Here is a 13,309-nt window from a genome sequence, read left to right as displayed (position 1 = left end):
GCACTGGCCGGCAGGTTCCCGAACACGTTGTCGCTCACGCCGCGGCTCCCTGCAGCTGGGCGCGGTACCGCGCCAGGCGATTGCTCAGGGCCTGGCGCGACAGGCCGCACTCAGCGGCCAGGGCCGTCAGCGGCTCCCCGTGGACACGGTTGCGGACATCCACGGCCTGCAGGTCCACCGCGACCCGGGTGCACTGCTCGGACATCGAGCGGCGCTGCACCCCGTGGGCGTCCAGGATTCGCCCGACGGTACTGCGGTGGAACGGGTAGCGTTCCGCGAGCCGCCGCACGCTCCACCCGGCCTTGTACGCGGCACACAGCTCGTTGACCAGGTTGGCCTGCCTTGCCCAGAAGCAGCGATGCCGCGGCCCGCACACCTCGGTGGAGCAACCCTGCGACTCCTCCGGCCCCATGGTCGCCAGTCCCATGTTGCCCCGCTCCGTGTCCACTACCTCGAGCCAGATGCGCTCCAGCAACTCCACCTCGCCCGGCTCGCAGGCAACCGCTGACTGCAGCGGCATCGAACGTCGTACAACCGAGTGGGCGTCCAAGATCAGACTGATCGACTCCTTCGAGCGAGCGTGGTGCTCACCCAGCCGCCGCGTGGTCCAGCCCCGGTCGTAGGAGTCCAGCATCCCCTCGACCACAGCAGCTTCGCCCGCCCAATGGCAGGTGTGATAGCTGCACAGCCCGTGGACGGCCTCTGGCGGAACGAGCCGGGCACCCTCGCGTCCCGCCGCACCGTGCGCGGCCAAGATCCGCCTGATCTGCCGAAGTGACCTCTGGTGCCCCGCGCTGAGCTGGGCAAGGGTTTCCCCGCGGGCGCGGCCGCCCAGGACAGCCCGCACCAGGTCGGGCTTGTCGGCCCACTCGCAGTCGTGAGTGCCGCAACCTGCATACGGCGCCTGGTGGGCCCTGATGATGCGGGACACCATGTAGGCGGTCACGCCCTGCTGCTGGGCCAGGATCTCGATGCCGGCGCCGGCCGCGTGCCCGGCAAAGATCTGTTCCAGCTGACCGGCGTGCTCACTCCACTCGCACACGTGCCACGAGTCTGTGCACCGGGTCGGCTGGTGGGCCAGGAGAACCCTGGCCAGGACGTTCGGCTCCTGTGCCTGCACCGCATCAAGCAGCGCAGTCCTGCGGCCGGTGGCGCGGGCGGCTACGAGCTGGTCGACCACGTGCGCGACCTCGCTCCACGCGCACGTGTGCGCTGCCTTCGTACACCCCACGCCGGGCCTCCCGTGCCTGCGGGCGCCGCACGCCCGTCCGATCTTCGACCCCATGAGTACACCAGAGACACCCGTGGGGTCAGCAGCCTGGATCCAGACGCCGGCCCGGCCAACGCCAGCACTCAGGCGGACTCGGCGGATTCCGGGTAGATGACCGAGGTGTCCGCCCAGTCCAGCGCGGTGACCACGGCATGCCGCAGGGCCTGCGCGTTCCAGCCCGCATCGAAGTGGATCGGCAGTACGGGGGAGACCTCTTCGAGGGTCGAGATCATCGGACTGTGCGCCACGGTCTCGTCCACGAGCAGGACCACGGGCTTGCGCAACGCGGTGGCCCAGCCCAGCTCCATGCCCACACCCGCCGAGAGCGGCGAGCCAATGTACGCGAAGGCGAGGTCGGCGGACTGCATGCCGCGGAAGGCGGAGGGCACCCGGTAACCGGTGCCCAGTCCACGGGTGGTCCAGCAGTCGTCGTGGTGCTGGCTGTAGACGGTCACACCGGCGTCCAGCAGGGCCTCCCGAAGTGCGGTGACCCGTCCGCGCAGGGCCAGGGTGAACACGCCGTCCGCAGGGCCGGTGAGCCGCAGGGACGGTGCAGCGAGGAACACTCGTAGGCTGCGCCGGGCATCCGCGGCGAGCTCGGCGTCGGCAGCGGAGTCCAGGCTCAGCCCGACGTCGTGCAGCTCGTTCATGATGGGCTCCATCGAGATAGTTGACCTCTGAACATCAAGTCCCTTACCGTTCCATGGACTTGAGAGTCAGGCAGCCGGCGCCGGCAGCCCTTCGGGGGGATGCCTCGATCCTTGCGCTCGACCGCACACGTGTCCACGCTCATCAGTGGCCTAATCGTGCCTGGCCCAATTGGTCACCGCGGGACATGTCACCCGCAACAACATCCCGCCTCTCCAGCAACGCCCGCCGCACGGCTACCCTGCACGGCTGGCGTCCGGCACCGACGGAGGCCGTAGGGCGCGCGACGAGTTGACCCTCCGGCGCGCGATTCGTCCGGCTAGACGCCGACCACGGACGAGCGAGACGATGCACCCCGTGGCTGCTGCCGCGGCGGCACCCGCTGGAAGGCGAACCGGCGAACCGCATGGAAGAGACGAGGCTCTGACGTCCCCACCAGGGCCTTCGTGATGAACACGGCCGTTCTGGGTCAGGCGCGGTGCAGAGTGCCCGGGTCGATCTCGATCGGGAACGGCAGTCGGATGCGGGTGATCACACCGGTTGTTGCGGTGACGACCTCGCGGTACCGCGCCCCGTACAGCTCGGAGACGACCAGGCTCGGCGCCGGATCGAACTCCAGGCGCCAGTACGACGGGATGTGCGCCTCCGCGTACAGGCCGGGCTTGATGCTTCGGTCCATCCGCTTATTGCCGGGCGCGTAGTCCCGGACCCGGCCGTAGGAGACGTGGTCCATGCCGTGCTCATCCACCAGCCGGTCGAAGACCCGCTTGGCGGTGTGTCGCTTCTTGCGCGGGGCGTCCAGGTCCGCGCGCAGGATCGCGTCGATCAGATACTTGTAGGGGTCCAACACCGACGCGCGCTGCGGCCCCGGCTTGCGGGGCGCCGGCCACGGCGAGGTCAGCGCCTCACGGACCAGTCGACGATGGACGCCGTGGCGGCGGGAGAGCTCGTGGATCGACAGCTTCTCCGTACGCGACTCTGTGGGTGCCGATTTGTCATCCGTCCTGGTCAGGCAGCGTGTTGGTACTCGTGGAGTACTCCCCCGAGCCGGTCCTTCCGTCGGATGCTCAGGTGATCGAGTCGGGTGGGTTCAGCGATTGGGTCGGGCAGCAGTCGCAGCGGGGCAGAGCTGCGGAGTGTGCGGTGGGGCCGGTGCCCGTTATAGAACTGCTCGAACTCGCGGAGTGCGTACAGGAGGTGGGCCTGGTTCCAGATCAAGGTCCGGTCCAGGAGTTCGCGCTTGCAGGTTCCCACCCAGCGCTCCATGATCGCGTTCATCCGGGGTGTCTGGATGCCGCTGAGGACGATCCGGAGCCCAGCGTCGACCAGGACTGCGTCGAACGCGGCGGTGAACGTCGAGTCACGGTCGCGGATCATGAACGCGGCCCTGCTGCCGGCATCCTGGAGGTCCATGACGAGGTTGCGGGCGAGCTGGGTGGTCCAGTCGGCCGTGGGCGCGGTGGTGGCACCAAGGATCCGGATGCGCCGGTTGGCGTGCTCGATCACCGCGAAGACGTACAGCCGGGTCCCGGTCAGGGTGCGGGCCTCCATAAAGTCGCAGGCCAGCATGGCATCGGCCTGGGAGCGCAGGAATCCGGCCCAGGTGGTGCGGTCCCGCTGGGGCGCGGGGTCGATGCCGTGCTCGTGGAGGATCTCCCATATCGTGGATGCGGCGGTCCTGATGCCCAGGGCGGCGAGTTCGCGGTGGATTCTGCGGTAGCCCCACGAGCTGTTCTCCCGCGCCAGCCGCAGGACCATGGCCCGGATCGAGCGCAGGGTCCGCGGCCGCCCCGGCCGCTTGCGCGCACACGTCGCGGCATGCCGACGCTTGAGCAGGTCGCGATGCCAGCGCAGCAGCGTGTCCGGGCGCACCAGCAGCTGGAGCTGCCGCAGCTTCGCCACCGGCAGGTGGTGCAGGAGCGCAGCCAGCAGCGTGCGGTCGCCCGCAGTGAACACGGGCCTGCCGACCTGGCGTTGCAGGACGGCGAGCTGGTGGCGCAGCGCAAGAATCTCGACGTCCTTGTCACGGTCGCTCATCGGCAGCAGCCGTATGAGGGCGAAGGTGTTCGTCATCGCAAGGTAGACCAGTCGCAACACAGGGCAATCATGTCGCCCACGGGCCACGATCCGGCGATCGGACCGGCTCCGGACCGTGCCAAACCGGCGGGCAGGGTCGAACGGCCATCAGGCCGCTGGCCTGGCCGGATGGATAATCGGCACCCACAGAGTTGATGGCGATCTGGGCACTCGCCGTACGTGGGGACGGCCGTCCGGTCACGATCTGGATCACCTCTGATCTGATCATGAAGAACGGCCGTGGGAGCTATCTTGCTGTACGAGTTGACCGGTGGCGAAATCCATCTCCTGGGCCTGTTGTTCCCGCAGCTGACGGTGTGGGTGTCAAATACCCTATCCACCGAGGCCAGGGTGTCTCCCGACCCTCGGAGCCCACTGCCAGACGCGTTGGTCTTGGTCGATGGCTGGAGATCGTCAAGCACAGGCGGCACGATGTTTCTCATGCTGCTGCGGCTGCCCTACCTCACCCTGTCGAGCGTGTTCACCCTGATACGCCTGTGGCCGATGAGCGAGAAGGACAAGGACGCAGAGATCCTGGTCCTGCGTCACCAACTCGCCGTCCTGCAAAGACAAGCGGGCAAGCCCACGTTGACCTGGCCCGACCGCGCCGTCCTGGCCGCATTGCTGCACCAACTGCCGCGGTGGAAGCTACACCGACTCCACCTGCTGGTCTCCCCCGACACTGTGCTGCGCTGGCATCGTGACCTGCTCCGCCGACGCCACGCCCAGGAGTCACGCCCCAAACGCCCCGGCCGGCCGCGTACCGTCCGCTCCATCCGGGCCCTGGCGCTGAGACTCGTGGACGAGAATCCGGGGTGGGGGTATCGGCGCGTCCACGGCGAACTGGCCGCCCTGGGCATCAAGGTCGCCGCCTCCACCGTGTGGAACATCCTCCACGAGCACGGCATCGACCCCGCCCCGGACCGCGACCACACCACCTGGGCCGCCTTCCTCCGCTCCCAGGCACAGGCGAACGTGGCCCTGGACTTCTTCGAGACCCGCACCCTGACCGGGACCCGCCTCACCGTCCTCGCCTCGATCGAACACGCCTCACGGCGCATCCGGATCCTCGGCGCCAATACCCACCCCACCGCACAGTGGGTGACCCAAGTCGGGCGCAATCTCGCTATGGACCTCCAGGACTCCGGCACGCGCGTGAAGTACCTGATCCGGGACCACGACGCCCGCTACCCCGCCGCCCTCGAGACCCTGCTCGCCGACGAAGGCATCGAGACCGTGAAGACCGGGGTCTGCATGCCACGCATGAACTCAATCATGGAGAGATGGGTCCGCTCCTGCCAGGCCAAGCTCCTGGACCGCACCTTGATCTGGAACCAGGCACATCTCCTGCAGCTACTCCGCGAATACGAGCAGTTCTTCAACGACCACCGGCCACACCGCTCCCTCCACTCCGCCGCACCCCCTACGCCCACTCCCCCAACCGATCACCGAACCGGCCCAGTTGGACCAGCTGAGCATCCGGCGAATAGATCGACTCGGCGGCACGCTGCACGAGTACCAACACGTAGCCCGACCAGCATGGACGGGGTTAATGACACCTACAAGGGCTTGTTGGGGCGTGTGTTGAGGCCGATGTTCGGTGCAGAACGCGATCGTCACGCAGTCCGTCCTGTGCCCGTTCGCGCACCTTGCTACTTCATGATCCAGATCAACTGTTGTTCCCCCTACGGCAGTTGCCATCCACGCCGCTCGCCGCATGGCGGCAAATGAATGTGATGTCAGAGGCAAGGTGGCTCAGATAGCGGCCCACGCACTCGGCCGCTGTGGTGCGGCCCGCGGCGGCGCACGATGCCAGTGCCTGCTCACCATCTGCGAAGGGACCGGGCGCGTACATCACCCAGTACCCGGGGCGGAGCGACGCGAAATCATCGCTGTTCAACACCTCAGCGCCGGGGACCTGACGGCGGATGGCGGCCAGCTCACTGTCGCGCGCCCCGGAACCTGACGAGATCGGCACCGAAGCGAGCTGGGCGATCCAGGTGTCTGCACTGTTCTCCCCCTGCGGCCGGAGCACGGTGCTGGGCCGCATACTTGAGATTGCCGAGGAGACCGTGGCTGCTGCACTGGAGGCAGCGGAAGATGGCTGGGAAGAACCAGTTGGTGCAGATGGAGAAGCTGCGGCCAACTGCTTGCCGGCGGGGGTGCCCCCTGATTGAAGTCCCAGCACGACGATGACCGACGCTGCGGCGGTTGCGGCGATCACAGCGACTATGCAGCCTGTGCCAAAGCGGCGTCCTGTCCTGGTCACGGACGTGGCTCCAGGTTCCGCGGTGGCGGTTCGCCTCTCTGCGGGCGCCCGGGATCGGTCGACAACGGCGGTCGGGGCGCGATGGAGCCATTCCGGGTCCGGCTCGTGTGCTGCGTTTCTCAGGGGTGGATCAGAGCGGGTTGCGCCCTGGGCCCGAGCGGTCTGCACCGCCAGTAGCATCCGGTCAAGCGAGACAGGGTCCGGTCTGGCCTCGGGGTCCTTGGTGAGCAGAGCCTGCAGTACCGGGCCCAGCTCTCCTGCCAGCTGCGGTGCCGGCACAGTGTCTGCCACGACGGCAGCGAATGTTGCGAGTGGTGTGGAGCGTCGTAAGGGGCTGCGGCCCTCGACTGAGACGTAGAGCAACATGCCGAGTGACCACAGGTCGGCGGCTGCGCCGCCGGGTTCGCCCGTGGCGCGTTCGGGGGCCATGAATTCGGGGGATCCGATGATGCTACCGGTGAGCGTCAGGCCGGAGAGGTCCTGCATCGCCGCGATGCCGAAGTCGGTCAGGACTGCCGATCCGTCCGGGCGGAGGAGGACGTTGGCGGGTTTGACGTCGCGGTGCTGGATGCCGGCTGCGTGGGCGGCGTTCAGGGCCGCCAGCAGGTCGCGTCCGATACGGGCGACCTGGGCAGGTGGCAGGGGTCCTTGTTCCAGGGCGGCTTGGAGCGACTGTCCGGCGATGAGTTCCATGACCAGCCAGGGGAACGGCTCGGCGTCGAGGACCTCGTGGATGGTCACGACGTTGGGGTGCTGGAGCCGAGCCAGCGCTCTGGCCTCGCGCAACACCCGTTCATGGACGCGCGTCGCCTCGCCTGGGTCGCTGAGACCCAGGAGCCGGACCTCCTTGAGGGCGACGTCCCGTTGCAGCACAGCGTCATGGGCTCGCCAGACCGTGCCCATCCCGCCGTGACCCAGTCGCTCCCGAAGAGTAAAGCGACCGTCCACGGTCCGCTCGGCCCCGTCTTCTTTCGGCTGATTTCCGTGCACGTGTCTCCCCCGCTCGTGGCGGGCCACGAAGTGCGGCTACGGCGGCCCGGGCTCAGGATTTCAGAGGCACGGCGCGGCGGCACAGACTTCGAGGCTACTGTGGGTAGGGAAAGTGCACCGATTGCGTCACGGGAATCGTGCTTCCTTGCGCGGCGGCGAGACGGAGATCAGGGGCCTTTCGACGGGTCGCTACTGCGCTTGGGCACGCGAGCTGCTCCGACGCTTCCGCGCGGAGAACCGCACCGGGAAGCGCACCACCCGGCTACTGCACCACACGGTCGCGTGGGGCCCCTGCGGCGGCCACGGCCACCGTGTCCGCCTCGGCAGGCGACTCCACACCCGGGCCCGGAAGCTCCACCACGACGGGACGCGCTGACGCCCGTCTTACGCTGCATCTGACTACGCTCGATCTGAAGCCCTCGCCGTCTCCCCCGTCGGCGAGGGCTTCACCATGCCCGGACCGCCCTACTCCCACACGTCGGGTCCTCCGCCGCGCCAGCTCACCTGTCCCGGGTCGTACGCGTCTCCATCCTCCAGGCCTGCGCGGCGGCAGAACTCGGACACGTCCGCCAGGCTGTACGCCTTACCGACCTGCGTGCCTAGGATCTCCACGCGCCGGAACGGCGGGATAGCGTCGACTACCGGGTGCACGACGACGGGCACGTGATGCTGGCGAGCCGCGTCGGGCGTGGAGTCGGTCATGCGTTCAGGGTCCCCGCTACGTGGCGGCTCGGGCACCCCGAAGCCGCAACCGTGTCCGTCCGGGGAACGGTTCCCGGGCCAGTTGTGGTCAGGACGGTCACAACTGGCGGCGAGCATCACCTCAACCGTGGGGGCTCCTGCCCACGGTTTGTGCAGACCTGGACCGCCAACGGCGAGGGGTACACGACAGCGTGTATCAGGTCCGCCCAGGGGTGGGAGCTGCTGCCCATCCTTCCGGCCGGCGCAGGGGTACTGACTGGTCAGTGCCCGCGGGCTTGCGTGGCACACCGGTCCCCCGCCTGCCTAACGGGGTCCCGATGCGTCGGACTGGGATGAGCCCGGCTCGCGCGATCAACCGTCGGCACGGGATCAGCGCTGTGGCCATTCTCTTCGCCGCGGGCACGCCCCGCGACCGCTGGAGGCACTCACCACTACTGCCAGCCGTCCCGCCCATCGCCTCCACGACTCGGGCGGGACGGCCCGTCTGGGGGGGGCGATCTCAGGTCGGCGACTAACGGCTGCCGGGCGGTTGTAGCCGAGACGGTCAAAACTGGCCGCCAGCCGTTGCTCGGACGGCAACAACCGTGGGCGGCTGCCCCAGGGTTGAGAGGTTCTTCTCGGACCTCGCGAAGAGTCCTCAAGCCCACACGTCGGCTCCGCCGCCCTGCCTTCGAGCGCGCAATCGGGGGCGCGCAGGGGATAGCGCAGCGCATGGAGTACTCGCGTGGCTATGGGGGTGTTTGTGCCCATATGCTCGCCAGTACAGAGCGTGGCTACCCGATTACCCAGGCAATAGGCCTGCCGCCGCGCTCGGAATGGACTTCACATGCGCAGCTTGTGCATAGCGGCCGCCGCCCTGACCGGCGCCGCGGCAATCGCCCTGGCCGTCCCCTCCGCCTCTGCATCCGAGCCGGGGGCCTCCCAAAGCAACGCCCTACAGGCACCGATCAACGGCATTCCGGTGCCTACGGACGCCGATCCCGCGCATGCCACAGCTGCCCCGCCCTCCAGCCAGACTCACCGTCAAGACGAGGACCCCTCCCTGAGTATCACCAAGTCGCACGCCGGCCCCTTCCATCAGGGCCAGCACGGGGCGCAGTACACCATCACGGTCTCCAATCTTGGAGACGGCCCGGCCAAGGGCACGGCGACGGTGAAGGACACGCTGCCCGCGGGGCTGACCGCCACCGCGATCAGCGGCGTGGGGTGGAGCTGCGACCTGGCCACGGTGAGCTGTCACCGCCACGACTCCCTGGATGCCAAGACGCAGTTCCCGCCGATCTACCTGACGGTGGACGTGGCCGACAATGAACCGGAACTGGTCACCAACGCCGCGACGCTCACCGACCCCTGGGCGCTCAAGGAGGCGCTGACTGTTCTGGATCCGACCAGGGTCGTCTCCGAGGACGAGGGGGACTCCAGCGGGAGCCATGGCGGCAAAGGCGCGATCAACATCACGGTGGTCAGCAAGAACAACAGCAGCTCTCACAACGTCAACGTCGCCCATGGCGGCGGCGCGAAGATCACCCATGTGACAAAGATTCACACCACGAAGGTCAACAAGAGGGTGCACGTCACCCACGTCACAGTGGTGAACAAGCCGCACAAGCGGCACTCCCACCACTGACAGCTACCCGTTGCCCTGCACCCCAACCCGGCCGAGCCCGTGTACGCGGCCTCACAGCCGAATGGCGCGCCGCCGAACGGCTGGTGCCTGGAGACCGGGACTGGGAATGGCTGGACATGGTGGCCCGCACGTTCTGGCGGTAAGGCCCCCGCAGCAGATGCTCGTACGCCTGCGGGGGCCATGGGTGCCGGCGGTACCCGCGGGGCCAACCACCGGATCCGGCACTACTGTCGGCCGCCCTGCCGTGCCTCCACGACTGGCAGGGCGGCCCGCTTGTTGCGCTGTCCCCTCATCCCGAGTAGGTGCGCGGCCGGGTCGACCGGGGCATCGGTGGCGCCTGGTCGCAACCAGGGCACCGCAGCAGCACGTAGCCCGGGCCCGAGTCGCCGTCGATCTCCGCCACGACACGGCAGTGATCCGACCAGGTGCCGCACTCGCAGCGGCCCGGCTCGATACGCGACGGCTGCTCCACCTCGCCCATCCACCGCTTCACCGGGACTGTGGGTGCCGATTTCTCATCCGTCCTGGTCAGGCAGCGTGTTGGTACTCGTGGAGCACTCCCCCGAGCCGGTCCTTCCGTCGGATGCTCAGGTGATCGAGTCGGGTGGGTTCGGCGATTGGGTCGGGCAGCAGTCGCAGCGGGGCAGAGCTGCGGAGTGTGCGGTGGGGCCGGTGCCCGTTGTAGAAATGCTCAACTCGCGGAGTGCGTACAGGAGGTGGGCCTGGTTCCAGATCAAGGTCCGGTCCAAGAGTTCGCGCTTACAGGTTCCCACCCAGCGCTCCATGATCGCGTTCATCCGCGGTGTCCGGATGCCGCTGAGGACGATCCGGAGCCCTGCGTCGACCAGGACTGCGTCGAATGCGGCGGTGAACTTCGAGTCACGGTCGCGGATCATGAACGCAGCTCTGCTGCCGGCGTCCTGGAGGTCCATGACGAGATTGCGGGCGAGCTGTGTCGTCCAGTCGGCCGTGGGCGCGGCGGTGGCACCGAGAATGCGGATGCGCCGGTTGGCGTGCTCGATCACCGCGAAGACGTACAACCGGGTACCCGTCAGGGTGCGGGTCTCCAGGAAGTCGCAGGCCAGCAGGACATTGACCTGGGAGCGCAGGAAGGCTGCCCAGGTGGTGCGGTCCCGCTGCCGCGCGGGGTCGATGCCGTGCTCGTGGAGGATCTCCCAAACCGTGGATGCGGCGGTCCTGATGCCCAGGGCGGCGAGTTCGCCGTGGATTCTGCGGTAGCCCCACGAGCTGTTCTCCCGCGCCAGCCGCAGAACCAGGGCCCGGATCGATCTCAGGGTCCGCGGCCGCCCCGGCCGCTTGCGCGCACACGTCGCGGCATGCCGACGCTTGAGCAGGTCGCGATGCCAGCGCAACAGCGTGTCCGGGCGCACCAGCAGCTGGAGTTGACGCAGCTTCGCCATCGGCAGATGGTGCAGGAGCGCGGCCAGCATCGTGCGGTCGCCCGGAGTCAACACCGCCCTGCCGACCTGGCGCTGCAGGACGGCGAGCTGGTGCCGCAGCGCAAGGATCTCGACGTCCTTGTCGCGGTCACTCATCGGCAGCAGGCGTATGAGGGCGAAGGTGTTCGACATCGCAAGGTAGACCAGTCGCAACACAGGACCATCATCCCGCGCACGGGCCACGCGATCCGGCGATCCGACCGGCTCCGAACCCTGCCCACTCCAGCGCAGGCTAAATCGGCCAGCAGGCCGCTGACCACGGCGGCGCGTACGCAGGCGATCAGCTCATCTCGCCGACTGAGAACGCATCAGCCCTGCCCCTCGACCGCTGCCCTGCGGGCCGACTATAGGAAGATTGGCACAGTGCCCACATGAACCACGGCGACGTCCGTACGGAACACGAGTACCACAGGATGGCGTTGAAGCAATGAATGTGAGGGGATCGGAGAGTGATGAACAGTACTCGAGCGGAGGTCGACGGCGCGCGCGGGGTGTTCTCAGTGGACTCGACCGCCCCGGGCGCCGCACCGCGGGGACTCGACGCCTTCCGGCGCGGGTGGGAGACGCAGATCGGCGACGATGTATTCCAACTGCCGCCCCTTCAGCCCGGACACGGTTGGTGACTTCCGGGTCAAGGGCAACGTGACCAAGGTGCACGGCGCGGCGATCGCCAATCTTCACGCCGCGTCGGCAACCCGGACCGCGGACGCCCCGGGCGGCGATCAGGACCTGGTGGCAATGTACGTAGTGCAGCGCGGCGCATGGACTCTGGGCGGCCCGCCCGGTTGCGGCGAGCAGACCGTATCGGCAGGGCAGTTCCTCGTCCGGCACGTCGGGCGCCTGTCGGCCTTCGAGACGACGGCGCACCTCACGGCGAAGTTCTTCGTCCTGCCCCCCGGCGAACTCAAACCCCTGCTCGGGAACCGGGTCATCACCGGGCCGGCGGACTCGGCCGAGATACGCTTGCTGACGGCCCTCACGGGCATGATCCACATAACTGTGGCCGACCTCGGCCCGGCCGGCGGGGCAACTATTTCCGGACCAGGAACGCCGCCGACAAGTTCGGCCAGGTCGATCGGTACGTAGTCATCCGGCTCAAACGCTTGATGGTCAAGAGGCGGGGCCGAAACCTTCACGCCGGTCAGGCCAGGGCGTGGACTGAGGACTGGTTCAACGGGCACGGTCTCCACCGGCTCCGAGGCACCATCCGCTATCCGAAGGCAGCGTAACCATGCCAAGAAGATCATCGGTAAGCCGTGTGCGGGAGAACCACACGCATGGAGTGAAAGGGGACAGAGGAAACGGGCTCGCAAGAGAACCGCACCTCTAACTACCAATGGCTGATCCCCAAACCGATGCCGTTCCCCGCGCGGCCAGTTCGCCCTGGCTCGGCGTGAATGCGCCGAGACGATCGGTACTGGCCGACGAGGTCTACGAAATTCTGAAATCCAAGCTGATGGACAACGTGGTGGAGCCCGGTTCCCGTCTGTCGATCGACGGTTTGGCACGTGAGCTCAAAGTCTCACCCACCCCGATCCGCGAGGCGTTGGCGCGGTTGGAGTCCGACGGCCTGGTCGCCAAACGCGCCCATCACGGATACACCGCCGCGCCACTGATCGACGCCAGGACCCTCGACGAGCTGTTCCGCATGCGGCTTCTCCTCGAGCCGGCCTGTGCATCGTGGGCCGCCCGGGATGCGACTGCTCGTCAGATCACCGGCATCAAAGACCTGCTCGCGGAGATGCGCAAGCCGCTTTCCGGAGACGGTTACGAAAACTACAAGGCGTTCGCCGCGCAGGACGCGGCCTTCCACCTCGCGCTCGCCGAGGCCACCGGTGTCGGGCTGATGGTCGACGCGCTCGAACGTCTCCGTCCGCACGCCCAGCGCTACCGTCTGTATTACACCGTCGGAATTGCCGACGACACCGTGCCCGAGCACGAGAGGGTGCTCGACGCCGTAATGCGGCGCGACGAAGTCGGCGCCGCGCAGGCGATGAGCGCGCACCTCAGCGCGTCCCGCCACCGTCTTGCCATCGCCGTCGTCCGGTCCATCGAGGACTGACCCAACCGGTGCGCCGATCTGTTTCGGGTGAAGCTGCAGTCGGTGGCTGCAACGTTGGTGACCGGCCGATGCGTCGGATCATTTCGGGTGCCTGGATGGGGAGGGGGACCCTCGTGTTTCGCAGTTCCTGGTGGTCATGTTCCGGCGATTGCCCAGGCTGTAAGGACGGCCTGGATTTCTTCGGGTTCTGCCTGGTGGGGGCGTG

The 13,309-nt window shown here is 67.9% G+C and carries 9 protein-coding genes and 2 pseudogenes; 4 read left to right on the top strand and 7 right to left on the bottom strand.

Annotated elements, in window-relative coordinates:
* Positions 1-34: 34 nt before the first annotated feature.
* The 4 genes from ABIA33_RS02130 to ABIA33_RS02115 form a co-directional block, all read right to left on the bottom strand.
* Entirely contained in the window at positions 35-1,180 is a 1,146-nt protein-coding gene (locus ABIA33_RS02130) for a hypothetical protein (RefSeq protein WP_370076264.1), read from the bottom strand.
* A gap of 173 nt (positions 1,181-1,353) precedes the next feature.
* Complete coding sequence (locus ABIA33_RS02125) at positions 1,354-1,920, bottom strand: hypothetical protein (protein WP_370076262.1); 567 nt, start codon at positions 1,918-1,920, stop codon at positions 1,354-1,356.
* Between the two features lie 467 nt (positions 1,921-2,387).
* Complete coding sequence (locus tag ABIA33_RS02120; protein WP_370076260.1) at positions 2,388-2,768, bottom strand: hypothetical protein; 381 nt, start codon at positions 2,766-2,768, stop codon at positions 2,388-2,390.
* 158 nt (positions 2,769-2,926) lie between these two features.
* Positions 2,927-3,991 carry an integrase core domain-containing protein gene (locus ABIA33_RS02115; RefSeq protein ID WP_370076907.1) on the bottom strand — a complete coding sequence of 355 codons (1,065 nt, stop codon included), beginning with the start codon at positions 3,989-3,991 and terminating at the stop codon, positions 2,927-2,929.
* Between the two features lie 444 nt (positions 3,992-4,435).
* Between ABIA33_RS02115 and ABIA33_RS02110 the strand changes: the two are divergent.
* Positions 4,436-5,582 (top strand): annotated as a pseudogene (locus ABIA33_RS02110) (integrase core domain-containing protein).
* 81 nt (positions 5,583-5,663) lie between these two features.
* Here ABIA33_RS02110 and ABIA33_RS02105 read toward each other — a convergent pair.
* Positions 5,664-7,211 (bottom strand): serine/threonine-protein kinase, encoded by a 1,548-nt coding sequence (locus ABIA33_RS02105; protein WP_370076258.1) that lies wholly within the window; start codon positions 7,209-7,211, stop codon positions 5,664-5,666.
* A gap of 507 nt (positions 7,212-7,718) precedes the next feature.
* The gene (locus ABIA33_RS02100) at positions 7,719-7,955 is read right to left on the bottom strand and encodes a hypothetical protein (RefSeq protein ID WP_370076256.1); all 237 of its coding nucleotides are present in this window, start codon (positions 7,953-7,955) and stop codon (positions 7,719-7,721) included.
* 826 nt (positions 7,956-8,781) lie between these two features.
* On the opposite strand from ABIA33_RS02100, the gene ABIA33_RS02095 reads away from it, so the two are divergent.
* A complete protein-coding gene (locus ABIA33_RS02095) occupies positions 8,782-9,582 on the top strand; it encodes a hypothetical protein (protein ID WP_370076254.1) in 801 nt (266 codons plus the stop codon).
* A gap of 528 nt (positions 9,583-10,110) precedes the next feature.
* Here ABIA33_RS02095 and ABIA33_RS02090 read toward each other — a convergent pair.
* Positions 10,111-11,174, bottom strand: a pseudogene (locus ABIA33_RS02090) (integrase core domain-containing protein).
* A 447-nt stretch (positions 11,175-11,621) separates the two neighbouring features.
* On the opposite strand from ABIA33_RS02090, the gene ABIA33_RS02085 reads away from it, so the two are divergent.
* Positions 11,622-12,128: a hypothetical protein gene (locus ABIA33_RS02085; protein WP_370076252.1), complete on the top strand. Its 507-nt coding sequence runs from the start codon at positions 11,622-11,624 to the stop codon at positions 12,126-12,128.
* A 250-nt stretch (positions 12,129-12,378) separates the two neighbouring features.
* Positions 12,379-13,104: a GntR family transcriptional regulator gene (locus ABIA33_RS02080; protein ID WP_370076250.1), complete on the top strand. Its 726-nt coding sequence runs from the start codon at positions 12,379-12,381 to the stop codon at positions 13,102-13,104.
* The last annotated feature ends 205 nt before the right edge of the window (positions 13,105-13,309 follow it).

The sequence above is a fragment of the Streptacidiphilus sp. MAP12-16 genome (assembly GCF_041262165.1).
GTDB lineage: Bacteria > Actinomycetota > Actinomycetes > Streptomycetales > Streptomycetaceae > Streptacidiphilus.
The sequence above is the reverse complement of the archived record's forward strand: the minus strand, read 5'-3'. Positions and strand labels throughout refer to the sequence as shown.

What these genes read in the sequence shown, in the direction of transcription:
- ABIA33_RS02115 (WP_370076907.1), bottom strand. Translation starts at nt 3,991, where the DNA reads ATGACGAACACCTTCGCCCTCATACGGCTGCTGCCGATGAGCGACCGT.
- ABIA33_RS02080 (WP_370076250.1), top strand. Translation starts at nt 12,379, where the DNA reads ATGGCTGATCCCCAAACCGATGCCGTTCCCCGCGCGGCCAGTTCGCCC.
- ABIA33_RS02125 (WP_370076262.1), bottom strand. Translation starts at nt 1,920, where the DNA reads ATGAACGAGCTGCACGACGTCGGGCTGAGCCTGGACTCCGCTGCCGAC.
- ABIA33_RS02100 (WP_370076256.1), bottom strand. Translation starts at nt 7,955, where the DNA reads ATGACCGACTCCACGCCCGACGCGGCTCGCCAGCATCACGTGCCCGTC.
- ABIA33_RS02085 (WP_370076252.1), top strand. Translation starts at nt 11,622, where the DNA reads ATGTATTCCAACTGCCGCCCCTTCAGCCCGGACACGGTTGGTGACTTC.
- ABIA33_RS02095 (WP_370076254.1), top strand. Translation starts at nt 8,782, where the DNA reads ATGCGCAGCTTGTGCATAGCGGCCGCCGCCCTGACCGGCGCCGCGGCA.